Source organism: Alphaproteobacteria bacterium HT1-32 (assembly GCA_009649675.1).
Taxonomy (GTDB): Bacteria; Pseudomonadota; Alphaproteobacteria; order Rhodospirillales; family HT1-32; genus HT1-32.
Window position 1 is genome coordinate 65,220 of sequence record WJPL01000004.1, and the last position, 25,258, is coordinate 90,477.

The 25,258-nt window shown below is 56.4% G+C and carries 21 protein-coding genes; 13 read left to right on the plus strand and 8 right to left on the minus strand.

What is annotated here, in order from left to right:
* A complete protein-coding gene (locus GH722_19545; protein MRG73958.1) occupies positions 1 to 4,209 on the minus strand; it encodes an ATP-binding cassette domain-containing protein in 4,209 nt (1,402 codons plus the stop codon).
* A gap of 180 nt (positions 4,210 to 4,389) precedes the next feature.
* Between GH722_19545 and GH722_19550 the strand changes: the two genes are divergently transcribed.
* Positions 4,390 to 5,610, plus strand: coding sequence for a CoA transferase (locus GH722_19550; protein ID MRG73959.1), 1,221 nt, complete (start codon positions 4,390 to 4,392; stop codon positions 5,608 to 5,610).
* Between the two features lie 78 nt (positions 5,611 to 5,688).
* On the opposite strand, the gene GH722_19555 is transcribed toward GH722_19550, so the two are convergent.
* Positions 5,689 to 6,639, minus strand: a complete 951-nt coding sequence (locus GH722_19555; protein ID MRG73960.1) for a LysR family transcriptional regulator — start codon at positions 6,637 to 6,639, stop codon at positions 5,689 to 5,691.
* Between the two features lie 221 nt (positions 6,640 to 6,860).
* Between GH722_19555 and GH722_19560 the strand changes: the two genes are divergently transcribed.
* The 4 genes from GH722_19560 to GH722_19575 are packed head-to-tail and all read left to right on the plus strand — an operon-like array spanning position 6,861 to position 10,686.
* Positions 6,861 to 7,829 carry a DctP family TRAP transporter solute-binding subunit gene (locus GH722_19560; GenBank protein MRG73961.1) on the plus strand — a complete coding sequence of 323 codons (969 nt, stop codon included), beginning with the start codon at positions 6,861 to 6,863 and terminating at the stop codon, positions 7,827 to 7,829.
* Positions 7,830 to 7,871: 42 nt separating this feature from the next.
* Positions 7,872 to 8,360, plus strand: coding sequence for a TRAP transporter small permease subunit (locus GH722_19565; GenBank protein MRG73962.1), 489 nt, complete (start codon positions 7,872 to 7,874; stop codon positions 8,358 to 8,360).
* A complete protein-coding gene (locus GH722_19570) occupies positions 8,348 to 9,607 on the plus strand; it encodes a TRAP transporter large permease subunit (GenBank protein ID MRG73963.1) in 1,260 nt (419 codons plus the stop codon). Before GH722_19565 ends, GH722_19570 begins: the two co-directional genes overlap by 13 nt.
* A gap of 53 nt (positions 9,608 to 9,660) precedes the next feature.
* Positions 9,661 to 10,686 (plus strand): cyclase family protein, encoded by a 1,026-nt coding sequence (locus tag GH722_19575; GenBank protein MRG73964.1) that lies wholly within the window; start codon positions 9,661 to 9,663, stop codon positions 10,684 to 10,686.
* Positions 10,687 to 10,776: 90 nt separating this feature from the next.
* On the opposite strand, the gene GH722_19580 is transcribed toward GH722_19575, so the two are convergent.
* From GH722_19580 to GH722_19590, 3 genes are all read right to left on the minus strand, one after another.
* Positions 10,777 to 12,189, minus strand: a complete 1,413-nt coding sequence (locus tag GH722_19580; protein MRG73965.1) for a PepSY domain-containing protein — start codon at positions 12,187 to 12,189, stop codon at positions 10,777 to 10,779.
* 41 nt (positions 12,190 to 12,230) lie between these two features.
* A complete protein-coding gene (locus GH722_19585) occupies positions 12,231 to 12,605 on the minus strand; it encodes a hypothetical protein (GenBank protein ID MRG73966.1) in 375 nt (124 codons plus the stop codon).
* A 177-nt stretch (positions 12,606 to 12,782) separates the two neighbouring features.
* On the minus strand, positions 12,783 to 13,943 hold the full coding sequence (locus tag GH722_19590) for a mandelate racemase (protein MRG73967.1): 1,161 nt from the start codon (positions 13,941 to 13,943) through the stop codon (positions 12,783 to 12,785).
* 148 nt (positions 13,944 to 14,091) lie between these two features.
* On the opposite strand from GH722_19590, the gene GH722_19595 reads away from it, so the two are divergent.
* Positions 14,092 to 15,132: an Ldh family oxidoreductase gene (locus GH722_19595; protein ID MRG73968.1), complete on the plus strand. Its 1,041-nt coding sequence runs from the start codon at positions 14,092 to 14,094 to the stop codon at positions 15,130 to 15,132.
* Positions 15,133 to 15,166: 34 nt separating this feature from the next.
* Here GH722_19595 and GH722_19600 read toward each other — a convergent pair whose 3' ends face one another.
* Positions 15,167 to 15,994, minus strand: coding sequence for an enoyl-CoA hydratase (locus GH722_19600; protein MRG73969.1), 828 nt, complete (start codon positions 15,992 to 15,994; stop codon positions 15,167 to 15,169).
* 374 nt (positions 15,995 to 16,368) lie between these two features.
* Between GH722_19600 and GH722_19605 the strand changes: the two genes are divergently transcribed.
* The 5 genes from GH722_19605 (at position 16,369) to GH722_19625 (ending at position 21,129) form a co-directional block, all read left to right on the plus strand.
* Positions 16,369 to 17,043 carry an FCD domain-containing protein gene (locus GH722_19605; GenBank protein ID MRG73970.1) on the plus strand — a complete coding sequence of 225 codons (675 nt, stop codon included), beginning with the start codon at positions 16,369 to 16,371 and terminating at the stop codon, positions 17,041 to 17,043.
* Between the two features lie 176 nt (positions 17,044 to 17,219).
* A complete protein-coding gene (locus tag GH722_19610) occupies positions 17,220 to 18,203 on the plus strand; it encodes a tripartite tricarboxylate transporter substrate binding protein (protein MRG73971.1) in 984 nt (327 codons plus the stop codon).
* 153 nt (positions 18,204 to 18,356) lie between these two features.
* Complete coding sequence (locus tag GH722_19615) at positions 18,357 to 18,803, plus strand: hypothetical protein (GenBank protein MRG73972.1); 447 nt, start codon at positions 18,357 to 18,359, stop codon at positions 18,801 to 18,803.
* Positions 18,804 to 18,867: 64 nt separating this feature from the next.
* Positions 18,868 to 20,400 (plus strand): tripartite tricarboxylate transporter permease, encoded by a 1,533-nt coding sequence (locus GH722_19620; GenBank protein ID MRG73973.1) that lies wholly within the window; start codon positions 18,868 to 18,870, stop codon positions 20,398 to 20,400.
* A gap of 93 nt (positions 20,401 to 20,493) precedes the next feature.
* Entirely contained in the window at positions 20,494 to 21,129 is a 636-nt protein-coding gene (locus GH722_19625) for a hypothetical protein (protein MRG73974.1), read from the plus strand.
* A 16-nt stretch (positions 21,130 to 21,145) separates the two neighbouring features.
* On the opposite strand, the gene GH722_19630 is transcribed toward GH722_19625, so the two are convergent.
* Entirely contained in the window at positions 21,146 to 22,216 is a 1,071-nt protein-coding gene (locus GH722_19630; GenBank protein MRG73975.1) for an Ldh family oxidoreductase, read from the minus strand.
* Between the two features lie 53 nt (positions 22,217 to 22,269).
* Positions 22,270 to 22,902 carry an FCD domain-containing protein gene (locus GH722_19635; GenBank protein MRG73976.1) on the minus strand — a complete coding sequence of 211 codons (633 nt, stop codon included), beginning with the start codon at positions 22,900 to 22,902 and terminating at the stop codon, positions 22,270 to 22,272.
* A 305-nt stretch (positions 22,903 to 23,207) separates the two neighbouring features.
* Between GH722_19635 and GH722_19640 the strand changes: the two genes are divergently transcribed.
* Both GH722_19640 and GH722_19645 read left to right on the plus strand, forming a co-directional pair.
* Positions 23,208 to 23,702, plus strand: coding sequence for a hypothetical protein (locus tag GH722_19640; protein ID MRG73977.1), 495 nt, complete (start codon positions 23,208 to 23,210; stop codon positions 23,700 to 23,702).
* Entirely contained in the window at positions 23,702 to 25,210 is a 1,509-nt protein-coding gene (locus GH722_19645) for a C4-dicarboxylate ABC transporter permease (protein ID MRG73978.1), read from the plus strand. Before GH722_19640 ends, GH722_19645 begins: the two co-directional genes overlap by 1 nt.
* Positions 25,211 to 25,258 lie beyond the last annotated feature (48 nt).

Below are 25,258 nucleotides of genomic sequence, written 5' to 3' on the forward strand. Positions count from 1 at the left end.
CTATGTCTCCTCAACCCGTTTATCTTTCGCAAGGATCGCGCGCAGGTCCTGCCGTTGTTCAAAGGCTTCAAATCCGCCGGACCAGGATATGCGTCCAGCCTCCAGCAGGATGATGTTGTCGGCTTCACGGATCGCGCTTTCCCGGTGCGTGACAAGGATACAGGTAAGGCCCAGCATCCGGATATTGGCAAAGATGCGCTGTTGCAGGTCTTCCTGAATGGCATTCGTGGCCTCATCCAGAATCAGGAGGGACGGGTTTCGCACCAGCTGACTGGACAGCAGAAGGCGTTGCTCCTGCCCGGTCGAGAATTTGTCCCGCTCCAGAATTGTCTGCATACCCATTGGCATGTCTGCAATTGTTTCGGTCAGTCCGGCCAGATGGGCGGCTCGTTCTGCGTCTGCCAATGTGTATCGGGAAAAGCCGGTGATATGATTTCTGAGTGTCGAGGCGTTCTGGATACGATCATCCTGCTGGACCATGCCGATGCGGCGACGCCATTGCATCAAATCAAGGCTATCAAATGCAGAATCACCGTATCGGACCTGTCCCTTGTCTGGACGTTCAAATCCCAGCAACAGGTTCAGAAGGGTGGACTTCCCGCTGCCTGATGGCCCGGCGATAGCCGTGATAGTCCCGGGCTCGATCGTAAGGGAAACGCCCTTCAGGGCGGGAAGGCCGGCTCCCGGATAGCTGTACCAGATATCACGGGCCGTCAGGCTGGCCTGTGCGGGAGCGGGCTTGCCGGCGGGTTCCAGCGGTGCATCCAGCAGGTCATGCAGATCCGGCGTAAATGACAGGGCTGCACCAATCTGCCGGATATTTGTCGTGATGGATTTCAACGATATCAGGCAGAGCCAGAAGACAGTCATTGCCAGAATTTTTTCCGGCAAAAGAATGCCGGCGGAGGCTTCGGGCATGGTCAGCAAGGACAGGAAGATGAACGCAGACAGCCAGATTGCAGCCTGTTGCGCCAGTCTGCCGGCCATTGCATACAGGGTGACGCGTCTTTCTGCTGCAATCGACTGACGCTGAATTTTTCCCCAGCTGTCAGCGGCACGGTTCTCGGCTTTCAGGCATCTGAGACGACCGATACCGCGTAACATGTCGGACAGGAATCGCCGTGCGGAGAGGCGGTGATTAAACCAGAGCCGGTGATGCTGACGGCTTCCCGCAGCGGTTATCAGTGATATCAGTAGCGGCGGGAATGTCAGGATCAGCCCTGAAACAGCCAGCCGCCAGTCAATGACAGAGAGGGCGAGAAGCCCCCCGGTCAGCATCGCGACATCGGTTGCTCCGGAAGGTGCTGCGGCTCGCATCTGGTCAAGAATACGGGCGACTGCGCCCAGTCCACGCGCCAGCTTTTCGGGGCGTACCTTGCGGACGAATGCGGGGCTGATTCTGATCAGCCTCTGGTACAACTGGCGCATGACACCGAGTTCAAGTCTGGTGTGCAATCTGACACCGGAGATTGTCAGTGCTGTGGCCAGCAAAACCAGGATACCGGCACCCGCGATAATGCTGATGACCAGCCGGATGGTCATCAGGTTGTCTGTCATATCAAGACGGGCAGCCAAACTGAGGAGGAAGGGAAGCGCCGCGACAATCAGAAGCAATGCCAGACCGATGATGAATATTCTGAGGCAATCGGAACCGATGTCAGTCTGCTTCCGCCAGAAGAGGCTGGATATCCGGTTGTCAGAAAGATCATCTCGCGGATAGACCGCGTATCCTTCGGAGTTGAGAATATCTGCCGGTTCTGTTCCGGGTGGAGTGGCGGTCTTGTACTCATTACCTGCTGGCAGAACGGCCTGCGGCATGCCGCTGCCGGTCAGAATGCCGACAAATGGTGTGATTGCCTCATGCCACCAGTTTCGGCGGTAAATATCGACCGGGCGAACAAAAAATCCGTTTTTGCGGGCTGCGTCGTGAACCGGTTCACTGCTGCTCTCCGCATGCACTTCGCTTTCTGCCGCGGGGGCGGGGAGGGTATATTTTGCGCGAAGGGTTTGGAAAACATCAGACAAATGGTCGTTAAAGATTGCCTCTGAAACTGGTGCCGGATCTTCCCATGGCTCCGTGGCCGGTTGTTCGCTGGTCATCACTGCCGCGCCGGGATTCAGGTCCAGCCGTTCCAGTTTGCCGTGCCGGAGGCTGTACAGCTCGTCGCAGGCGGTCAGGGTCGAAGTACGATGGCTGATGACAATCAGGCTGCAACCGATGTTGCGAAGGTTGCTGCGGAGTTCCTCCTCAAGCAGGGGATCAAGCGCATCAAGCGCCTCATCAAGGACAATGACGGAAGGCTTGTGCAGAACGGCCCGCGCAATTTCCATACGCTGGCACTGACCGCCACTGAAGTTCTTTCCGCGTGCGGCGACGTGACAGTCCAGCCCGTCGGGTCTGGCACGGATGACCTCCGTGAGACAGGCTGCGGCCAGTGCAGCCCAAATCTCGGATTCGGTTATTGAAGCATTCCAGAGCGTCAGGTTATCGCGCAGGCTGCCATCAAACAGGAACACGGACTTGTCGACCCAGGCAACTGGGACAGGCCCCTCATGGCGGATGCAGGAAATGCTGCCGCTCCATGGCTGATGCAGGCCCGCCACGAGGGCGCCAAAGCTCGACTTTCCACCGCCGGAGGGGCCGGTAATGCCAATCTGCCCGCCTTCCGGTAAATCAAGGCTGAGTTCATGAAACAGGGGAGGGCGCGTTCGGGAATGACCGAAAGTGACATCCTTCAGGCTGAGTGCAGTCGTGCCGCCCGGATTGCCCGGAGCTTCTCCGGCTGGTTGTTTTCTGATGCGCCGGTCAATCGCTGAACTTTCATGGATGTCGTCAATCCGGATCAGCAAATGCCATATAACATCAAGTGTGCTGCACAGGCCACGCCAGCGAGAGATAAGTAGCAGGAGACCGCCGGACAGCAGAAGCAGCTGAAAGGAAACTGTTCCGGAGGTTGCGGGCAGAAGCACGGAGGCGCCAGCGAGGGCAAGTATCAGCCAGCTTCCTGCCTGTATCGCCATCTGTTCCGCAGAATTCCGGGCGGCGTCACTTTGCTCATAGACAAGGCAACTGGCGAGGGAACCAAGACCGGAGGCAAGAAAGTCCTCATCGCGTCCGGCTATCTTGCTGCGTTCGATTTCCTCCAGATTGGTCGAGAGGTTGCCGAGATCCTGATCTCTCTTCGATCTGACGATACGCTGTAGGTCGGCAAACCGGAAATAAGCATAAGTGATTCCGGCCAGAACCATGATGAGGCTGGCGGCGACCGCGATCCCGACCGCCGGATGCAGCCAGACCATCACCGAAAGGAGGATGAGCAGTGGCGGCAGGGTCAGAATGGCCGGAAGGATAATTGTCGCCAGCTGGTCTGCGACATTATCGACATTAGACAAGGTCCTGAACATATCGCCGGGAAGACGGTAATTGAGAAAATGATAGGAACTTCCCAGCAGCTTATTCATCAGTGCTGTGGTTTCGGCCCGGCTGATATCCTCGCGGATGAGCCGGAGAGCCAGATGACGACAGGTTGCGAGAGATATCTGTCCCGCCAGTAACCCGGCGATGATGTGGTACGAGGTTGCCAGTGTCGTTAGCAGGTCTGATGATTCAGGGTGACTGATCGTCAGCGCCATCAGGGTCAGCATGATGGCCTCGGCTATGGCGAGCGAGATAACTCCTGCAACAAGCAGTCGGGTCCGCCGGGAGGTGCGCTGCCACAGACCCCTGAAAGACGTGAGCCGGGGCGGGGTTCGTGGTGGCTCGGAATGTGTTTCCCCGACGACATCATCGTCAGGGCGCAGCCGGACAATGATGCCCGTGAAGCTCTGGTCGAGTGTGTCGCGGTGGATCCTGATGCGGCCCTGCGAAGGGTCGTTAAGCGTGAACCATTCATCCCCGACATTTTCCACGACGACGAAATGAATGAAATCCATATGCAGGATGAAGGGTGTGGGTTCGGTGCGAAGCTTATCAAAACTCAGCCGGTGGCCACTGCACCGGAAGCCGAACTCCCGGCCAGCACGGACGATGTCCGAGGCACTCAGACAATCCCTTGAGACCCCGGTAACCCGCCGGATTTCCTCCATGGGAACCTGCCGCCCGTGATAGGCCATCATCATGGCCAGCACGGCAACACCGCATTCGGTCGTCTGAAACTGCAGGCGTGTCGATACCGGGTTTCTGCCGGCGTGGAGGGGGTCAGTTTTCAAGATGGGCAGACCTGAGGGTGAAACAGAATAAACAGTAATGATATAAACTGCTTAACAATTTGACAGAGCCAGTCGGATGCTACGGCAATATCTGCGATTGATGGTATGCGGTCATATGTTTTCGTGCATTCATATCATGGTTGCCAGAGGATGGTATGACGAGAACAGAGGGGATGATCTTTGCGACCATTTGAAGATGTCCGGATTGTGGACCTTACGCATGTTTTGTCCGGTCCGTTTTGCACATATCAGCTGGCTTTGCTGGGGGCGGATGTCATCAAGATTGAGGAACCCGTCCATGGGGATTACATGCGGCGGCGTGGCTCGGATAACCGGTTGCGTGAACGTCATATGGGCGATCACTTCCTTTCGCAGAATGCCAATAAACGGTCACTCGCCATTGATCTGAAAGACCCGCGGGGTGCCTCTCTGGTGCGCCGCCTCGCAGTTGACGCAGATGTGCTGACCGAGAATTTCAGGCCTGGTGTGGCTGCTGGTCTGGGACTTTCCTATGAGGACCTGTCGGCTGACAATCCGGGACTGATCTATTTATCTCTGACAGCTTATGGTGGTGGTGGCCCCCAGTCTGGCCGGGGCGCTTACGATAATGTCGTTCAGGCCGCCGCCGGGATGATGTCCGGAACAGGTGTTCCGGGTTCAGGCCCGCTGAAGACAGGGACGCCGGTTCTCGACTATGCCAGTGGTGCAATGGCTGCTTTTGCTGTTGCGTCGGCCTTGTTTCAGCGCACCCATACCAACCGGGGGCAGTTCATTGATATGTCCATGCAGGATACCGCAATTCTTCTGATGGGGACTGCGGTGATGAACGAATTGCATGGGGGGAAGACCCATAAACCGCATGGCAATGATCACGCTCTGGCCGCAGCGAGTTGTTATGAGGCCTCTGATGGCGAGCTGATTATGCTGGGCTGTTGTACGCAGACGCAGTTCGAGCAACTCTGTCGCCTGCTGGACCGTGATGATCTTGCTGCCGACCCGCGGTTCCGTGATGTCAACAGGCAGGATCCTTACCGGGATGAGCTGGTCGCCGAACTGGCCGCCGTCATGCGGACACGTACAGCCCGTGAGTGGGAGGCCAGTTTGGCAGATACAGTACCTGCGGCCCGGGTTGGCACCCTGCGCGAGACACTGACCTCCGAACATCTCGAGGGACGGGGCGTGTTGCAGAAACTACCTGAAACGGCAGGCGCCGGTGCCGGAATAACAGTGCCGGCGGCTGCCTTCTCTTTCGCCGAGGACGGGCCACGGATCGACAGATCACCGCCCGTGCTGGGTGAGCATAGCAAGGATATTCTGATGGAATCCGGGCTGAATGAAGCAGACATCGCGACCCTTGTGCGGGATGGCGTTGTGGCCACCCCGGTTGTCAGCTCGGATTGAATTCCTCAGCAAAGATTGCTTCCGGAGAGAGGCCAGGCTCATCGAGTTTTGTCCGGGCGGCTGCGATCATCGGAGCTGCTACGCTTCAATCCACCGGGGCCAGTTTGTCGAGTTTGGATCAACGCCAGGGCCCAGAGTGTCTCGGACCTCGCGTTTCAGGATGGTAATCAGCTTTTCCGCCATCCGGTCGAGCGATGGGTGTTGTCGCCAGCAAAGACAAACGAAATGGCCGGAATCGACAACGGTTTCAAATGGGGCGATGAGCGTGCCCCGCCTCAAAGCGTCGGCAACTTTCATTCGTTCGCCGAGGGCAATGCCGTAACCTTCTGTAGCGGCATGGTATGCTGTCATTCCGCTGTCGACAGTCATGCAGTTGGCCTGATCAATGTTGCCTATTCCGGCCCGGTGTATCCAGTCGTTCCACTGGACACTTACATGACGGTAAACCAGCAGGGGATGTTCAAAAATCTGTTGTGGCAGTTCCAGGGGGGCATCAATGCCGGCCCGTCGGGGGCAGCATACAGGTGTGAAGGATTCGAGATAGAGACGTACAACGCGGAATTTATCAGAGCCGCGAGGGGCGAAGTAGTCAGGCACTACCGCGAAATCAATGTCCCGGTATGCGATGTCTGCGCTTGTCACATCAAGGCTCAGGTGAAGTTCGAAATCATGAACGGCTGACTTGATCCGGTTCATGCGAGGTGCCAGCCAATGCGCGCCAAGTGTCGGCAGGGACCATACAATATGCCGGGCGCCAGATTTGGTTCGTTGCTGCAGTCTCTCTGTCACGACTCTGATCTGGTTGAACGACCTGGTGACACTTTCATGATAGGTGCGTCCTGCCGGGGACAAGGAAACACCACGGGTATGGCGTTCAAACAGTTTCAATCCGAGGTGAGTTTCCAATAATTGGATATACCGGCTTACAGAGCCGACAGAGACGTTCAGTTCTTCTGCTGCATCCCTGAAACTCTCATGTCGGCCAGTTACCTCAAACGTTCTGAGGGCATTTGGAGATGGCAGTTCCATGGCCGTAATTACCCATAGTGTTCAATAAATTAGAACACTATGGGTAATTCTTTGAAATTGCAATCCGATGAAACGTGACGCAAAAACCATGCGGCGGAGTTGGCAGAAAACCCGGTTTGTCCGGCAAATTTTTTGATTCCCCCGCTGCATTTGGCGCGCCGAAAACCGCAGACGGCAGCTTTCCGAATGCATCACATAATAAAGTTGGGAGAAGTCCAGAGATGAGAAGTTCAGTTTTAGGGGCTCTGACATTTGCAGCGATGTCAGCGGTTACTGTTGCCGCAAATGCTCAAGCTGTAGAGGTCCGTATTGCGAGCCATGTATCCGAGGCATCGCCGCTCTATGAAAATGCCTTGCTCTTCGTCGACGAAATCAACAAGAAATTGCCGGGTAAGTTTGACTTCGGGTTTTTCCCGAACGGTCAGTTGGGTAAAGAGCCTGCCCTGATCGACAATATCAAACTTGGTACCCTTGAAATGGGTATGGTTGGCGGCAGTGTTCTGAAGCTTGACGATAAGCTTGGCCTGTTTGATCTGCCGTGGCTGTTCAAAGACAGAGCACATGTGGTTCGCAGTGTGAAAGGCGAGCTTGGCCGTCAGGTTATTGCCCGTCTTGAAGACAAGCAGAACTTCATCGTGCTTGGTATTTATGAGAGTGGCTTCCGCCATGTCATCAACACGAAGCATTCAATCAAAACGCCAGAAGATATGAAGGGGCTGAAGATTCGCGTTGCCGGCTCGAAGTACAAGCGAGATGGTTTTGCCGCGATGGGTGCGGACCCGGTTCCTGTTGCATGGCAGGAGACCTTTACGGCCATTCAGCAGGGTGTTGTGGATGGTGCAGAAGCAGCCCTTTATGGCCATTACAGCGCGAACCTGTACGAGATTGCTGAAAATCTCAGCCTGACCAGTCACAATTTCGGCCCTTCGTTTCTGATCATGTCGAAAGCCTTTTTTGCGAAACTCAGCGATGAGGATCAGAAGATATTCCGGGATGTTGCCCGGGATATGATTGATGAAGCCTATGCGCAGGCTGCCCGTCAGGAGAAAGGCTATCTGGACAAGATGGCTGCACAGATCAGCGTCAATGATGTGGATCCGATACCGTTTCAGGTGAAGGCCAAGTCGGTTTACGACAATTACACATCTCAGTTCGGTACGGACTGGCTCGATCTGGTACGGGGGAAATAAGGTGTCTTCTTACTCTTTCCGACAGTGTCTGAGTAGGGTGTCATGAAGTTGGTCATTTATTTGGACCGCGTGATGGCTGTTGTCGCTGCACTGCTTGTGGCGACAACGGCTATTATCACCTGCGTTGCTGTTTTCTTCCGGTCCGTGGTGGGGGCTTCTCTTCCCTGGCCGGAGGAAATCAGTGGCAACCTTCTTGTCTGGACAAGCTTCGCCGGCGCTTATATTGCCGCCCGGACGCATGGGCATATAGCGTTTGATCTTGTGGTTGATAAGGTGCCGCTGAAGTTGCGGAAAATTCTTTTGACCGCAAACGATCTCATGCTGTGCATGTTCTTCGGCTTGCTCTTCTGGTTGTCCTGGCAGGCGATTTCCGTCGTTGGCGGCAGTTCTCTGGAGACAGTCCCCCTCCCCAAAGGTTTGTTCATGGCGGCGATTCCTTTCGGCGCCGGGACTCTGATTATCGCTATCCTCGCGGGTACGTATGAGCGCTGGAAAGGCGTGACAGAAGGAGCGGAACAGTGGTCGGAGTAATTGTCGGTATTTTGCTGCTGTTCCTGGCTCTCGGGATTCCTGTGGGCTTTGGTCTTATGCTCACGGGTGCCGCTGGCATGTGGCTCAGCGATATCCCGCTGCTCACAATCCCCGTTCAGATGTTCTCTGGAATGGATAGTTTTCCGTTGCTGGCCATCCCGATGTTCATTCTCATGGGTGAACTGATGTCGGCTACGAGTATCGCCGAACGTCTTATACAGCTGGCGGCCGCACTGGTTGGCTGGTTGCGTGGTGGTCTCAGTCAGATCAATGTGCTGACCAGTATGTTCATGGCAGAAATGAGCGGGTCTGGAGTTGCTGATGCGGCTGCAGTCAGCAAAATTTTTGTGCCGGAAATGGAAAAGCAGGGATATCCCCGGGCGTTCGCTGCTGCGATTACGGCATCGTCGGCGACACTTGGTATTATTATCCCGCCATCAATTCCTGCTGTGCTTTACGGCGTTACCACGAATACGTCGATCCGGGATTTGTTTATTGCCGGTATCGTGCCGGGAATCATCCTTGGTGGCGGCTTCATGATCGCAAACTACATTTTTGCGAGAAAAGGAAATTTCCCGGTCGACAGCGCATTTGAAGTGGCCCGTCTGGGTGTTGCGTTCAAACGTGCCCTTGTGCCGCTGATGATCCCGGTTCTGGTGATCGGGGGGCTTATTGTCGGCTTCTTCACACCAACCGAAGCATCGGGTATCGGTGTGTTTATTGCTTTCGTGTTTGGCCTTCTGTTGAGCCGTGACCTTACTTTCCGGAAGATTTTCGAGGTTCTGACGGCTACGGCCAGGCAGGCATCAGTCGTGATGATGCTGATTGCCGGTTCGGCCATTCTCGGGCAGGTGCTGGCAAACGAGCGTATTCCGCAAGGTCTGGCGGCTGGCCTCGGTGCGCTTACAGACAACTATGTTCTGATGCTATTGCTGATCAACCTGCTGTTGATTGCTTTGGGCATGATACTTCATGCGACTGCGACGATCATCATCGTTGTGCCAATTCTTCTGCCTCTGGCACAGCAGATTGGCATTGATCCGGTTCATTTCGGGATCATCGTCTGTCTCAATCTTGGTATCGGTCAGCAGACACCACCTGTGGCTTCGATCGTGCTGACGGTTTGCTCGGTCACGGGTGTCAAACTCGAAGAGATCATGCGTTACAACAAGTGGTTCATTCTGGTGATGTTCACGGTTCTGATGCTGGTTTCCTACCTTCCCATAACGGCGCTGTGGTTTCGCTGAGGCGCTGTAACTCAACTTACGACCGGCATGGTTAAGTGCCGAAGAGGTATCAAATGACGAAAAACTGGGTCAATCGACCTGAAGGATCGACCTGGGCTGACTGGGGTGATGAGGATGAGCTAGGCCGGGTCAATCTGCTCAATCCGGAACGGGTCAGGGCTGCGGCCGCAGAAATTCAGGAAGGTCTGACTTTCTGTCTGTCGCTGCCGTTGAATCTGCCCGGCGGGAACAGTGTGAATCCAAAGCGGTTTCCGCCGCGATTCGGGACGGTGAATTATCCGCCGAACACGGATGGGGCATATTACAATATGGCCTGGGAGCAGCATCAGCCCGGTAATAAGGATGTGTCCTCTGACGAGTTCACGACGCTGTGGAACCAGTACTCAACACAATGGGACAGCTTCGCGCATTTCGGCACCCTGTTTGACGTCGATGGTGACGGTGTTGAACGCCGGGTCTATTACAATGGTTTCCGTGCGGATGAAGATGTGCTGGGCCCTGACCATCCGGATGGTCAGGGGGCGCGTCGTCTTTCTGTCGCAGGAATGGCAAAAGCCGGCATGCAGGGCCGTGGTGTGCTGCTCGACATGGTGCCGCATGTCGGTACAGAACGCAGCGTTATTGGATATGACGCGCTGATGAGGATGCTGGATGCGGACGGGATCGAGATTGAGGAGGGTGATTTCTTTCTCTTCCATACCGGCTGGGACAATCTGATTCTCGAAATGAACGGTCAACCTGACGCAGAAAAACTGCATAAGTCGGGTGCGGTGCTGAATGGGTATGATGACAGGCTGCTGGACTGGATTACGGATAGTGGTGTCGTTGCGCTGATTTCCGATAACCTGGCAATTGAAGATGCGCATGGGTACGGGACAACCCGGAATGGCTGTTCACGGTTACCGATCCATCGTCACTGCCTTTTCAGACTTGGTGTACATCTGGGTGAACTCTGGCATCTGGCTGAATTGTCTGCGGCGCTGCGGAAGCATGGGCGCTCGCGCTTCATGCTGACGGCACCGCCCCTGTATCTGCCCGGAGCAGTTGGTTCGCCCCTGACACCGATTGCGACGATATAGGGATATCTGAAGACTCTATATTCTGAGAATTGAGTTTCCGCATAAAACATTGCCGCTCCCTTATCGGGGAGCGGCAATTTTATTGTGCGCCTAAGAGAATGCGCGTTTCAGGGTTGGAATGCGTGAGAGGATCACCTGATCGACTGCCATGACGACAAGGATTGCAATTCCGGCCATCGGGAAGGCGAGTGAGACGGCCAGTCCCACAAGCACGGCACCCTGCCAGAGTGGCATGTTTCTCGGCAAGGCGGGGGCTGCCAGACGGATTGCACCTGCAGGACGACGCCTGAACCACATCACAACACTGCTCAGACAGAGGAACAGGACGGACAGGCAGATTGCCGTATTTGCCAGAACACTCCAGAGACCAAGGGTTCCCATATGCAGGGCAATACCGACAGCCATGGCCTGCCCGGCGAGAGAATAGTCTTCAAAGCGAATATCAGCGAGCACCTTGCCCGTGTACTGATCGATGTGAACCGTGCGGTCAGACATCGGGTCCGGGCTGTCCGTACTCATGGAATCCCGGCTGAAAGTATAGACGCCGGAAGCCCCGCCCGGCAGGTTCATCTGGTAACGACCGTCAAATCCGATCCGGCGGGCGAGATTGTCCATGTTGTCGATCGTCATTGCCGTTCCTTCCGGCATGACTGCCAGGCCAGCCTGACTGCCTGATGCTGGCATCGGCGTTTGTTCCAGTGCCCAGGGCACTTCCTTCGGGCCGTGGTTCATGCTGGCATGGGTTTCGTCCGACAGGGGGACATTATCCCATTTCTCTGCCGGAAAAGTATTCCATGCCTGAACAAATTTACCGCCCCATACACTGGCCCAGGACAGGCCGGAGACCAGAAAGAACACCAGAAACAGCGACAGCCACAGACCAAGAACGCCATGCAGTGATTTCCACAGGCTCCGGCCCTTTTGCGAGAATGCGGGGATCAGGGCAGAGCGCCAACCGGCACCCCGTGGCCACCACATGTAAAGACCTGTTCCGATCAGGACCATGCCGAGGGATGCCGCGATCTCAATCATCAGGTCGCCGGTGTCACCCAGCAGCAGGCTGCCGTGAACATTGTCGGCAAAATCATACCACCCGCTGCGTCGGGGAAAGTCTGTGATGACTTTTGCGGTATAGGGGTCAACGACGACGGTGGTCGCAACGCCGTCAAGATCAACACGAAAAATAGCCGCCAGATCCTCGGCGCGGGGGGCGACATATTGTTTCAGCGTACCACCGGGAACGGCGGCGACGGCAGCGTCTGCCTGTGCTGATACAGGTTGAACAACAGCCTGCGGGACAACCGAAATGCGTTCACCGTCGCGCCCGTCGATAAGGGCAATCCAGGCCATGGTCATGCCGGTAATGGCCAGTATGGCAAAAAAAGGAATGACGTAGAGACCGGCATAGAAATGCCAGCGCCATGCCGCGAGATAGAATTTATTGACGGAATCCGTCGTCGTGGCGTCGTCGGTTGAGACGCCGTCCGTATTGGTTGAGACCATGTGTCTCTCCTCTGGTTTGATGACGATGTGAGTGCTTGAAATCAAACCAGAGGTGGCGGTGCCCTTGCGTTGTGAGTGTTGTGGGTATCCCGTGACAGCAAGGCAGACTTGCCATGTCCGGGTATCCAGTGACTGTAATCTGTTGGGGTAAGCAGCAGGTTGCCGGCAGTGACAGCCACAGCCTGAGCCTGCATCGACCAGTCACAGGGCGCGCGCCTGTCTTCTTCGACGGGCTGGCCGTGCTGGTCAACGGTGATGGTTTGAAAACTGTCGCCGGAACAGATGACGATCTCGATGCCACCCTTTGAGAAGACCGGCATCGTGCTGACAGAGAAAATGGCGAACAGCATCAGGGGCAAAAATAATGCCGCTACCACCATTCTCCGTATGTCTGACTGTCTCAGCGTCTTCAGCATGGCGGCAGGGTTATAGCAATCTGTGGTCTGGTTAAACCTCAAAAATGCATGCCCTGAATACTATCCGAAACGCGAATGAAATGATGCCCGGGATTTACGAAAGAACATTTATGTTCCAATAATCAGGCGATGGTTCCCGGAGGCCAGTGGCCCCAGGGGGGGGCGGTAGTTCCGGTGTTACACCATGCCTTCCAGCACCTGCTTCAGGTTGGCTTTGCCTTCGAAGCCCAGTCCGGGAAGCTGTGGCAGGGCCACGCGTCCGCTGGTAATCTGAAGGCCATCGGTGAAGCCCCCGATCGGCTGATGGGTATAGGGGTAGACTTCGGTTCCGCCGAGCCCGAGCCCTGCTGTGATATGCAGAGACAGCAGATGGCCGCCGTGGGGATAGAGGCTGTCCCGTGACCAGCCCATTTTTTCCATGATGGCGATGGTCCGGATATATTCGCAGATGCCGTAGCTGAGAGCGCAGTCAAACTGCAGGATATCCCTGTCCTGTCGCAGGCCGCCATAGCGCAGCAGATTCATGGCATCCCAGCTGGACAACAGGCATTCCCCGGTCGCCAGCGGCCCGTCATAGATGCGGGCTATCTCTGCCTGCAGATCATAGTCGAGCGGATAGCCGGGCTCCTCGAGCCAGCGCAGGCCATAGGGCTGAATGGCTTTGGCGAAGGTCACGGCGTCCTCAAGCCGGAACCTGCCATTGGCATCGATTGCCAGCTGGTTTGCGGGAAGGACTTCTAGAACGGCTTCGATACGGCGCAGATCTTCATCAAGCGGCGCACCTGCCCCCTTGATCTTGATCACGGTGAAGCCATCATCAAGATAGCGGCGCATTTCATCCTGTAGTGCAGAATAGCCATTACCTTCGGTGTAGTAGCCGCCACCGACATAAACAAAAACCTCATCCGGAACCTGTCCGGTCCCGTATCTTTTCGACAGGAAGGTGTGGAGAGGTTCTTCAGCGATCTTCGCAGCGGCGTCCCATATCGCCATGTCGATGGTGGCAACAGCAATTGCCCGGTCGCCATGGCCACCCGGTTTTTCTTTCTGCATCATGCAGTCCCAGACCCGGAAAGGGTCGAGATTGTCGCCGGCCTCATTGACCAGATCTTCCGGCTTTGCAGCCAGCAGGCGGGGGATCAGCCGTTCACGGCAGATTGCGTTCTGGCTGTATCGTCCGGAGCCGCTGAAGCCATAGCCGACAACAGGTTTTCCATCCCGGATGACATCGGTGATGACAGCAACGAAACCGGTGGTCATGTCACTGAAATCCATCACTGCATTTGATCGTTTCTCACCCGTGTGGAGGGTGAATTCCCTGATGTCAGTAATGCGCATATGTCTGTTCTCTTTCTGTGAATTCCGGGCTGGAGTTTCGTTTTTGTCCGTTGTCTCGTCTCCACGGCCCGCTTAGTGTCCGCGCCGGATGATGCGACCGTAACTGACGGGTCGTGCATGACAGGGCGACCATCTGAAAGGGCTGGAAATGAGCGATAAGGTGAATCTGAGCGCAGCGGATTTTGACAGACTGGCCCGGCAGGCCTTTGAAAATGCGGGCCTGAATCCGAAGCGTGCCGCGGCAGCGGCCCGTGTTCTTGTTGATGCTGAGCTGATGGGCATCAGCACGCATGGCGCAGCCCGTCTTGTCAGCTACAGTGCCCGGATGCAGGAGGGCAGCATTGATGCCGCTGCCGATATTACGGTGGAGCGCCGTGCCGCCTCGCTCGGGCTGGTTGACGGCCGTAATGGTCTCGGCACAGCCGTTGCCGCAGAGGCGCTCGAACTTGCTTTGTCGATGGTTGAAGATACCGGAATTGCCTATGTCGGCTGTCGTCATTCCAATCACCTCGGCGCACTCGCCCCGTACGCGCTGCAGGCCTGCGAGAAAGGCTATCTGCTGATTGCAGGCTCGAACGCATCCGCGATGATGGCGCCCTGGGGTGGGGCGGAAGTCAGGCTCGGCAACAACCCGATTGCCGTCGGCGTGCCGGTCAGCGACGGCTCGCATGTGATTCTGGATATCGCGATGAGCGAAGCGGCGCGGAGTAAAATCCGTGCTGCTGCAAAGGCCGGCACACCAATTCCGTCCGGCTGGGCGGCAGACAGCGACGGTGTGCCGACAACCGACCCGGTTGCAGCGCTGGCTGGTCTGTTGCTGCCCATCGGCGGGCATAAGGGGTCGGGGCTTGCCTTGATGGTGGATATTCTGTCTGGCGTTCTGACCGGCGGGAGTTTTCTGAATGAGGTTGCGTCGGGCGCAGAATCGCCGGACCAGCGATCGAACCTCGGCCATTTCTTTCTGGTCATTGACCCTGACCGGCTCATCGGGCGTGCCGCCTTTGATGAGGCGATGGCACGGTTCCGGAACATTGTCATGTCGACGCCGCCCGCCAGTGGAACCGAACGGGTGACGCTGCCGGGCGAGAGAATGCTGGCCCGCCGCCGGGCGGCGCTGGCAAATGGTATCAGCCTGCCGCACGACCTCCATGCCAGTCTGGTCAGCCTTGCCGGGGGGGACGGTGGCTGAACAGGGCATGTGAGATCGTGCGTACTGCACAGACTTATTTGCCTTTGAAGACCGGCGGGCGTTTGGTGAGGAACGCATCCATGCCTTCATGGAAATCTTCACTCATGTAGCATTTCAGCAGCAGATCGCGACCGCCACCTGCGGGAAGCTGGGGACGCAGACGCAACAGGGCCTCCTTGGTCGCTTCCAGTGTCAGGGGAGCATAGGTTGCGATCTTGCGGGCGATTTCCTCGGCGCGAGGGGCGACTTCTTCCGGTGTTTCGACCATCTCGCTGATAAAGCCGTATTCAAGAGCTGCCGGGGCCTCGATCATCTTCGCCTGGAAAATGAGGTCTTTTGCACGGGCGGTACCGATCAGATCGGACAACCGGGCGTAGTTGGTCATGGAAAGGCAGTTGCCGAGTGTACGGGCAACGGGAAAGCCGAAGCGTGAATTGCGTGCGGCGATCCGCAGGTCACAACAAGCTGCAATACCGGCACCACCACCGGCACAGGCACCGCGGATAGCTGCGATTGTCGGGATGCGGCACCGTTCCAGCGCGCCCAGCGTCCGGTCGATGCGTGCTTCATAGGCAATGGCATCTTCATCTTTATCAAAGGTGCGGAACTGGGACATGTCGGTTCCGGCAGCGAAAGCCTTGTCACCGGCACCGGTCAGAATCAGGGCGCGGATATCACGGGTTTCGCTGGCGTCGGCGCAGATCTGGGCCATGCGCTCGTACATTTCGAACTTCATGGCGTTCCGCGATTGCGGGCGATTGAAGGTCAGGAAGCCGATTCCATCGCGGACTTCATACAGAATGTCGTCACCGGCCTTGCTGGCGAGTTCGGCATCAATCTCGGTGGTCTGAGGCGTGCTCATGCGGGGAATTCCTTTTCAGGTGGTTGTGATGAAAGTTGGCAGACTGCGGATCTGTTTACTGTTTTCCGGCTGAGGCAGGGTACTGATTCCGGCATTACTGCAGGGGGATGATCATTATGGTTATGCCGTCAACAGTCCGGACGCCAAGTTTAACGAACCTTCCTCGCTACTCAACTCGGTCAGCTGGTAACGGGCAGGTTTTCATCGGCACTCTGTGTCTGGGTGTTCTCCGATGGCAGGCGTTGGCGTCGTATTATATCTCCTCCGGATTTTCAGCAAAGCTGCCGCGCTGGCCATAAACTGTCAACAATTTACAAAGAACAATAATCAATACACGATTGACAAAATCGCGGAGCTGGGCGCTACTTGACGGCATGAGTGATACAGCCCTGGAAGCCATAGCCCTCCGCCGCGCCGAATCTCTGACAGCAATTGTTCAGAAGGAACTGGAGCGCATGATCATCAGTGGTGAACTGCGTTCGGGCGAGCGGCTGAATGAACTTGCACTGGCGCAACGCTTTGGCGTCAGCCGTGGTCCTGTCCGGGAGGCGATGAGGGCGCTTGAATGCGCACATCTGGTTACGACGAAGCTTAATCAGGGCTTCTTCGTGCGTGAAATTTCATCAGAAGAAATCTCGGAAATCTACGATGTTCGTGCGGTTGTCTACGGGTTTGTCTGCAGCAGTCTGGCAGAGCGGATCACAGCAGGCGAGATAAGCAATCTTGAAAGCTATGTGCAGCAGATGGATGAGGCGATTTCGTCTGGTAACTCTGCGGAGTATTACCGGATCAATCTGCATTTTCATGACGAGACTGTCAGCTACTCGGGCCATGGATGTGCGGCGCAGACATACCGGTCGCTTGTCAATGAATCGCACCTGACACGGCAACGTTCACTCGACACGGCAGAGCGGATGCAGGAGTCAAACGACGAGCACAAGGAACTGGTTGCTGCCTTGAAAGCCGGGAAGGCTGAACTGGCGCGCAGACTTGGTGAAGATCATGCCCTTGCCGGGCGACGCAGATGGCAGGCTTCCCTTTCCGGCTGACCTGTAATCACGAACAGAATTCTACAAACGGTACCGGCTGCCAGTCTGGCCTGCCGGTAGCTGACGACTAACAAGAAGAAGGCCATAAGGCCCGGACCCGAGAATTGTGAAGCCTGACGTCGGTATGATGCGGGCCGCAGTGCAAAGTGAAGAAACGTTCAACGGAGGAACATTCGATGAGTCTACAGAATTCACTTGGAATGAAACTGAGGGCGCTGGCTCTTGGTTGTGCAGTTACCATGACCGCAGTTATGCCCGGTGCGGCAAATGCTGCGGATTACCCCAGCGAGCGGCTGGACTGGACGATTGCGTTTGGTCCGGGTGGCGGCAACGACATCATGGCGCGTACCATCATCTCGATCCTGGAGAAGTATAAGCTTTATCCGAGCGATATCGTGGCCCAGAACCGTTCCGGCGGCAGTGGCGCAGTTGGCTGGGGCTATCTGTTCAATCAGAAAGGCAATCCCTACAACATCTCGACCACGTCCGGCAGCTTCATTACCACGCCGCTGAAAGCTGATACGCCCTGGGGGCCGACAAAGTTCACGCCTGTTGCACTGCTTGCAGCTGATGATCTGCTGATCGTTGTCAATGGTGACTCGCCGACCAAGTCGTTCGACCAGTTCGTTAGCGAAGCAAAAACCAAGGCACCCGCAATTGGCGGTATCGGTGCGGTCAATGTTGACTTCATCGTTGCCGAGCTTCTGGCTGAGAAAGCCGGGTACGAGTATGAATATGTCTCGTTCAACAAGCAGGGCGAACTGACGACGGCACTGCTTTCGGGTGCTCTCGACGCAATGCTGGTCAATCCCGGTGAAGTCGCGGGTCTGCTGGCCTCAGGCGACATGCGGGCCCTGGCATTCACGGGTGCAAACATCCCGGAATCACTGAAGGGCATTCCGACACTGGCCGAGAAGGGTTTTGATGTCGGCATCTCCGCACCGCGTGGTGTGGTGCTTGCACCGGACGTCTCCAAGGAAGTTCAGGATTGGTGGATTGCAACCATGAAGAAGGTTGTTGATACCCCGGAATGGGCTGAATACGTCAAGAAGCATGACCTCACCCCGACTGTTCTCTGGGGCGATGAGTTCACCAGCTTCCTGAGCAATGCCCAGGACCAGTTTGGTCGTATTCTGAAAGCCAAAGGCATCATCAAGTAAGATGCTGAGATGACAGATGGCCCGTCGGCATATTGTCGGCGGGCCATTGGTCTTTCCCGAGTACCGTCTGCTCCAAATTTCCACAGGGTCAGCAGCACAGCCATCCCCCGGTGGCCCTGCAATCAGATCCGAATCGCCCGAATGGCCTGATCCATGAGAATCGTTTTTACAGTTACCCTGCTGCTGCTGTCCGTCGGTTATGCAGCATTTGCGTTTTCCGAACTGAATTTCCTGAGCGCGCGAGGCCGTATCGGCCCCGGCTTTTTTCCGCAGATCATCGGCGGTCTGCTGGTTGCCTTCACCCTGTACAATACGATTGTCGAGTTTCGTAACCGCCGCTCGGATGACGTGGTTTCGGCTGATTTTCCGGTGACCATCGGGGTCATTGTCATGCTGGCCGGGTTCATCATGGCGAGCCACTGGCTGGGCGCGCTGCCGGGCATGATCCTGTTCATGCTGGTTACATTGTCGGTGCTGAACCGGGGCGGCCATCTGACGAATGTTCTGGTGGGCGTTCTTTTGCCCGTCGGCATGTTCGTGCTGTTTCGCTATTCGCTCAATGCGGCAATGCCGCCGGGTATGCTCGGCCTTCCGTACTAGCACTCACCAGATCACATGCATTGTTCAGCCCTGCTGATATCCACATCTTTTCAGGCGGCCCCAAATGGAACTCTTTGACAACTTAATCCTCGGCTTCTCTGTCGCGATCACGCCGATGAATATCGTTTACCTTCTGGCGGGTTCCATGATTGGCATGATCGTCGGGATTATTCCCGGTCTCGGTCCTGCAGCGGGTCTGTCGATCCTGCTGCCGCTGACCTTCGGGATGGACCCGATCGGGGCGATCATGATGCTGGCTGCCATTTATTACGGTGCGATGTATGGCGGTACGATTACGTCGATCCTGCTCAATACACCGGGTGAATCAGCAGTCGTTGCCTCAACCTTTGACGGCTATCCGCTGGCCCAGCAGGGGCGTGCCGGGCCGGCTCTCGTCATGCAGGCGGCAGCTTCCTTTGTCGGTGGTACGGTCGGCGTTATTCTGATTACGGTGCTGGCCGCTGTTTTTGCGAATGTCACCCGAAGTTTCGGTCCGCCGGAATTTTTCATGCTGGTCATGATGGGCATGGTGACTCTTGTTGTCCTGATTGGTGAACAATGGCGTTACGGGGCCATTTCCGCGCTTGTCGGATTTGCGCTTGGTACTGTGGGTGTCGATCTGGAAACCGGCCTGCAGCGATTTACCTTTGGGTCGGCAGAGCTGATCGGCGGGATCGAGTTTATCCCGATTGCCATCGGCCTGTTTGGTCTGGGCGAGCTTTATTATGCGTTCTATCAGGGGCTGCACCGTGCCGGGACCGGCGGCATTATCCAGTATCAGAAAGAGAACGAGTTCTGGCCGAGTGCGAAGGACTGGATTGAATCGCGCATGGCCTTTGTTCGCGGCTCGATCATGGGCTTCTGCATTGGTGTTGTTCCCGGAGCAGGTGCCACCGTTGCGTCTCTGATGTCCTATTCGATTGAAAAGTCATCTTCGAAGACACCGGAAAAATTCGGCAAGGGCGCGATGCCCGGGCTGGTCGCACCGGAAGCCGCCAACAATGCGGCATCCGCCGGTGCGATGGTGCCGTTGCTGACCCTTGGTATTCCCGGTTCTGCCTCGACGGCAGTCCTGCTGGCGGCGCTTGTCCTGTGGGGCCTCAAGCCCGGGCCGCTGCTGATGCAGGAAAATCCGGAATTTGCCTGGGGCCTCGTCGCCAGCATGTATCTCGGAAACATGGCGCTTCTGGCCATCAATATCTTTGCGATCCCGGTTTTCGTGCTGATGCTGAAACTGCCATACCGCATTCTGGCACCCGCCGTCATTCTGGTCTGCACGATGGGGACATTCAGCGTTCATGGCAGTATCGTCGAGGTCTGGCTGATGTTTGCAGCGGGTATCGTCGGGTTCTACATGAAGCTTTATGGCTTCTCTCCGGCAGCGACGGTTCTGGCGCTGGTGCTCGGACCGCTGGCCGAGGAGACCCTGCGGCAGACCCTGATTATCTCCCGCGGGTCACCCATGATCTTTGTCGAACGCGGGATGTCGCTGACAATCATGCTGTTCACGGTAGCCGTGGTCGTATTCGGGGTGATGATGAGCCGCTCCCGCAAAGCGGCGAAACGCAAGCTCCGGCTGGCTGACGGGCCAGGATAACCATCATTTTCAGCCGGGGATGCCGATTGTGCAGATCTGTGTATGATCGTCTCTCTCGGCTGAACGTAATCTGACAGACAAAGGCTCGTAGAAATGACTGCATCCGACCCCATCGTCCTCGAAGTCTTCTCCGACTATGTCTGCCCGTGGTGTTATCTGGGAGAGAACCGGATCCGCAATCTGCCGGAACGCCTAAACATTACGGTTAAACGTGTTCATTTTCCGCTGCATCCGGAAACACCGTCAGAAGGGCGGAAACTTCAGGATATGTTCGGGGTGCCGGCAGAGGAAATAGCCGCAAAGAACGCCCGTATGCGGGGGCTGATGGAGGCGGACGGATTGCCCTATGAAGACCGCTCCCATACCTATAACAGCCGCCTGGCGCAGGAAATCGGGGCCTGGGCAGATAGTCTGGGTACAGAACACGGCATTCACGATGCCTTCTTCCATGCCTATTTCGTCGACCGGCTGAATATTGGCGATCAGGATGTCATTCTGAAAATCGTCGCTGACTGTGGTCTGGATGTTGATATGGCGACCCGTGTTCTGAACGAGCGCCTGTTCAAGGACGCGGTTGATGCGGACTGGCAAAAATCACATCAGTATGGCGTCACCGGTGTTCCGACATTCGTGGCCGGAGGGCGCGGTCTGGTTGGCGCACAGCCGGGTGAAGCCGTGGAGCAAATGCTGATGAGTGTCGGCGCAGCCCCGCGGGAAACCGGCGCTTAACGGTGATCGTCGGCCGTCACTTCCCCAGACCGGCCACGCCAGTTTCCCTGGCAAGCTCTTCAAGTGACCTGAACAACCCGTCAGGCATCGGAACACCATTTTTCTGACGATCTTCCCTTATGCCGTGGCTGCGTTCACCGGGCAGCAGAATGTCGGTGAAGCCGGGCATTGTGGGTGATGCCTTCATGGTACGGATGACGTTGTCGACGTTATTTTTGAATGTCTCGACGTCAGCAAAAGCGGCAATGTCGATGGCAACAATGAACTGACCGGTGTTGGTCGTGGTTTTGAAGTCCTTGTTGAAATCCACCACATTCTTGCCGAAAGCAGCACCATTCAGGGTTCCGGCCAGCAGGCCGAACATCAGGGCCAGCCCGTAGCCCTTCGGTCCGCCGATCGGCAACAGAAATCCATCCTCGGCCTTGTTGGGGTCGGTCAGCGGATCGCCATTGCGGTCAACCATCCAGCCCTCGGGCATGGTCTCGCCACGCTGGGCTGCTGTCTTTACCTTCCCGTAGGCGGCAACTGTCGTCGCCATGTCCAGAATGATCGGGTTCTCTTCAAGTGCCGGAACAGCGATTGCTATAGGATTTGTGCTGAGAAGCATATCAGTCCCGCCCCAGGGCGGCAGATGATTGGCATTCCCAACGGCGACATAAAGCCCGATCATGTTGTGGGCAAGCGGCATCCGGGCATAGAGCGAAGCCGGACCCGCATGATTGCTGTGATGGCATCCGACCCAGGCCACACCGCTTTTCCGTGCCTTGGCGATGGCCAGTTCAGTACAGAACTTCATCACCAGATGCCCCTGGGTGTTGTCACCGTCCACCAGTGCCATGGCATCCTTTTCAGTTTCGACCCGGATATGCGGATCAACATTCAGACCACCGGCCCGGATACGTTTTACATAAGCGGGAAGCCGGAAGATGCCGTGCCCGTCAGAGCCGTTCACGTCGGCTTCGGCCATAAGGTCAGCGATGGTCCGGGCATTGTCGCTGCTGAATCCGGAGGCCACGAGCACCCGCTGAATGAAATCAGCAAGTTCAGCGCCGGAATAGTGTCGGATGGTCTCGTTTGGGCTTGTCATTGATATGGCCTGATTATCGGTGGTCTGTAAGAGGCTGAGCCGAAGGCCTCATGTCAGAGGGGCTTGTTCTCCAGCACATGCATGGCAGCGGCTTTTCTGGCTTTTGACGGGCTCCCTGCCTCAATGGCGTCGACAATGCTTTCATGCGATGCGGCAATCTCGTTGAGGTCGCTTTTGTGGCGTGAGACGTTGATCAGGGTGCGGGACTTCACATTCAGGGCCGACCAGATTTCAAACAGGATGATGTTGTCGGCCGCCTGCATGATGATGCGGTGGAAAGCGGAGTTATGCGTGGCAAAATCTGCTGAATTCTCAGATTTTGCCGCCGTTTTCATTGATTCTATGAGGGCCCTTAATTCATTGCTGACCGGCGCCTTGTTCCGCGCAACCAGTTCCGTGGCATAGCCTTCCAGCTGGGCCCGGACATCGTACATGTCTTTCAGTTCATCATCACTGATGATGCGCACCCGCGAGCCTTTGTTGCGGAGTGATTCGACGACGCCGATAGCTTCCAGTTCTCTGATGGCTTCCCGGACAGGGGCCTGGCTGGTTTCCATTTCAGCGGCGATCTTCATCTCGACCAGACGATCACCGGGCTTGAGCACGCCGCTCATGATTTTTGCCAGCAGATGATCTTTGATCTGTTCCGGCAGCGAGGTGCGGGTAAGAACGGGGGCAGTCTGCATCGTCAGGTTCCTTGGGGGTATTCAGAGGTCAGCGACTTATAGTTAGTCTCGACGCTTTCGGCCAGAAAGCGGGAAATTCGAAAAATGGCCATCAACATAACAGATGGTCGTCCTCAGGATAAACGATTTGCGATTATCGATAATCAATGATTTCATAATCTGCAAGTAACCTTGAGAGTTACAGCATGTCTGAGTCTCCGGCATGCAGGGAGTGATGATGGGAACCGCAGGATTTCAATGACCGACATTCTATGCCTCCGGGCAGCCTTTCTCTGTTTGCGTAGGGCATCGCAGGATAGACGGCCATGACCGGTGGCCGGCAATCTAATAATTCTTATCTGTTTGTCTCAATAGCCAGCGCAGTTCTCGCAGCGGGTATGTGGGCTCTGGTGCCCTATCAGGTGGACAAGCCGGTCGCGATGTTTGGATTTGGTTCTCAGGGACTGGATCCGAAAGCTTTCCCGTATCTGGTAACGGCAGCCTGGTTCCTGGTCAGCCTCTGGAATGTTGTCGAAGCTGTGCGGTCGAAGGAGCAGGGGGAGGCGCAAAGCCGGGTAACGGTTAGTGTCCTGATCACGGTTGTCGTGTCCTTTGCATATGCCCTGCTGCTGGAGCCACTTGGCTTCGTGTCCTCCAGTGCGCTGGTCGTTGCCGGGCTGGCCCTGTTCTTCGGTGCGCGGGACTGGATGCCGATTCTGATCTGCGCGCTCGGGGTGCCGGGTGTCGTGTTTTATGTCTTCACGCGCCTGCTGCATGTGTCGCTGCCGCCGTTCCCCTCCTGGCTGGTGGGGGGCGTGTGATGCTGGCTGATCTCTATGAAGGTCTGATGATGGTGTTCCGGCTGGACACCATTGCGATGACATGTGTCGGGCTTGTGCTTGGCATTTTCGTTGGTTCTCTTCCCGGTTTCACCACGGTTATGGCGATGGCGGTTCTGCTGCCGATATCGTTTTTCCTGGACCCCCTGATCGGTCTTCCGTTTCTGATTGGCGTTTACAAGGGCGGTATCTATGGCGGGTCGATTCCGGCTATTCTGGTTGGCATCCCCGGAACCGGCGCCTCAGTTGCAACGACTTTTGACGGACCGAAGCTGACCAAGCTGGGGAAATCCCGAAAGGCACTGGAAATGGCGCTGGCTGCGTCCGTCATCGGGGATACCGCATCAAGCCTGCTGACGATCTTCCTGATTGGCCCCATTGCACTGATTGCCCTGCATATTGGTCCGCCTGAACTGGTTGTTGTGCTGGTACTCAGCATGGTCATCATTGCGTCGACAACCGGTGGTGCGGTCGCCAAGGGGCTGCTGATGCTGGTGATCGGCATGTTCCTGTCGCTGGTCGGGCAGGACCCGATCGGGGCACTGAACCGCTTTACCTTTGATTTCTTCGCTATTCAGGCAGGGATCGACCTGCTGCCGATGCTGATTGGTCTGTTTGCGATACCGGAGATCCTGCTGGCGGTGGAGGAACGCGCAAAGCTAGCGCTGAAATCGAGCAGTCTGCGTCCGGAAGGTGAGCGCCTGCGCTGGTCTGAACTGATGCGCTCCAGAAAGACCATCATGCGATCGACATTCATCGGAGCCTCGATCGGGGCCGTGCCGGGGGTCGGGCAGGTGGTTGCCGCCTTCATGGGATATGCGGCGGCGAAGAATGACTCTCCGACACCGGAGAATTACGGCAAGGGAGAACTGGACGGGGTTGCTGCACCGGAAGCTGCGAACAATGCTGTGAACGGTCCGACCATGGTTCCCCTGCTGACATTGGGTATCCCGGGTGACAACATCACGGCCATTCTGCTTGGGGCGCTGGTTGCACAGGGACTGCGTCCTGGCCCGCAGCTTTTCACCGAGCAGGCGCCGATGATTTATGCACTGCTCAGCTCCATGGTTATTGCCTGCCTACTTCTGGCGGCGGTCGGTTATGTACTGATCCCGGTGTTTGCCCGGCTGGTGTCGATCCGACGGGCTTTCCTGGTTCCGCTGACGCTGGTTTTCGCCGTGGCCGGTACGTACGTCTATCGTTCAAGCCCGTCCGACCTGATGTTTCTGATGGCTTTCGGTCTGTTCGGATATGCGATGCGGAAGCTTCGTTTTGACGTCACACCGCTGGTCATGGGTTTTATTCTGACACCGCCACTCGAATATGCGTACGGCCAGACCGTTCTGCTTTCGCAAGGCGATGTTCTTGGCTTCGTACTTGCAGAACGGCCAGTGACCGTTGTGCTGCTGACTGTGATTCCGATCATCCTCGGCTTTTTCTGGTGGCGGGGCAGCCGCCGGAAAAACAGCTTACCGATAACGCAAGGATGACGGCTGCCTGCCCAACCAACAAACCCTGTTAATGGGAACTCAAGGAGG

Bases quoted from the DNA above. Each gene is read 5' to 3' on its own strand.
- GH722_19555 (MRG73960.1), bottom strand. From the start codon at position 6,639: ATGGAACTGCCATCTCCAAATGCCCTCAGAACGTTTGAGGTAACTGGC.
- GH722_19560 (MRG73961.1), top strand. From the start codon at position 6,861: ATGAGAAGTTCAGTTTTAGGGGCTCTGACATTTGCAGCGATGTCAGCG.
- GH722_19565 (MRG73962.1), top strand. From the start codon at position 7,872: ATGAAGTTGGTCATTTATTTGGACCGCGTGATGGCTGTTGTCGCTGCA.
- GH722_19575 (MRG73964.1), top strand. From the start codon at position 9,661: ATGACGAAAAACTGGGTCAATCGACCTGAAGGATCGACCTGGGCTGAC.
- GH722_19580 (MRG73965.1), bottom strand. From the start codon at position 12,189: ATGGTCTCAACCAATACGGACGGCGTCTCAACCGACGACGCCACGACG.
- GH722_19585 (MRG73966.1), bottom strand. From the start codon at position 12,605: ATGCTGAAGACGCTGAGACAGTCAGACATACGGAGAATGGTGGTAGCG.
- GH722_19590 (MRG73967.1), bottom strand. From the start codon at position 13,943: ATGCGCATTACTGACATCAGGGAATTCACCCTCCACACGGGTGAGAAA.
- GH722_19595 (MRG73968.1), top strand. From the start codon at position 14,092: ATGAGCGATAAGGTGAATCTGAGCGCAGCGGATTTTGACAGACTGGCC.
- GH722_19600 (MRG73969.1), bottom strand. From the start codon at position 15,994: ATGAGCACGCCTCAGACCACCGAGATTGATGCCGAACTCGCCAGCAAG.
- GH722_19605 (MRG73970.1), top strand. From the start codon at position 16,369: ATGAGTGATACAGCCCTGGAAGCCATAGCCCTCCGCCGCGCCGAATCT.
- GH722_19610 (MRG73971.1), top strand. From the start codon at position 17,220: ATGAGTCTACAGAATTCACTTGGAATGAAACTGAGGGCGCTGGCTCTT.
- GH722_19615 (MRG73972.1), top strand. From the start codon at position 18,357: ATGAGAATCGTTTTTACAGTTACCCTGCTGCTGCTGTCCGTCGGTTAT.
- GH722_19620 (MRG73973.1), top strand. From the start codon at position 18,868: ATGGAACTCTTTGACAACTTAATCCTCGGCTTCTCTGTCGCGATCACG.
- GH722_19625 (MRG73974.1), top strand. From the start codon at position 20,494: ATGACTGCATCCGACCCCATCGTCCTCGAAGTCTTCTCCGACTATGTC.
- GH722_19630 (MRG73975.1), bottom strand. From the start codon at position 22,216: ATGACAAGCCCAAACGAGACCATCCGACACTATTCCGGCGCTGAACTT.
- GH722_19635 (MRG73976.1), bottom strand. From the start codon at position 22,902: ATGCAGACTGCCCCCGTTCTTACCCGCACCTCGCTGCCGGAACAGATC.
- GH722_19640 (MRG73977.1), top strand. From the start codon at position 23,208: ATGACCGGTGGCCGGCAATCTAATAATTCTTATCTGTTTGTCTCAATA.
- GH722_19645 (MRG73978.1), top strand. From the start codon at position 23,702: ATGCTGGCTGATCTCTATGAAGGTCTGATGATGGTGTTCCGGCTGGAC.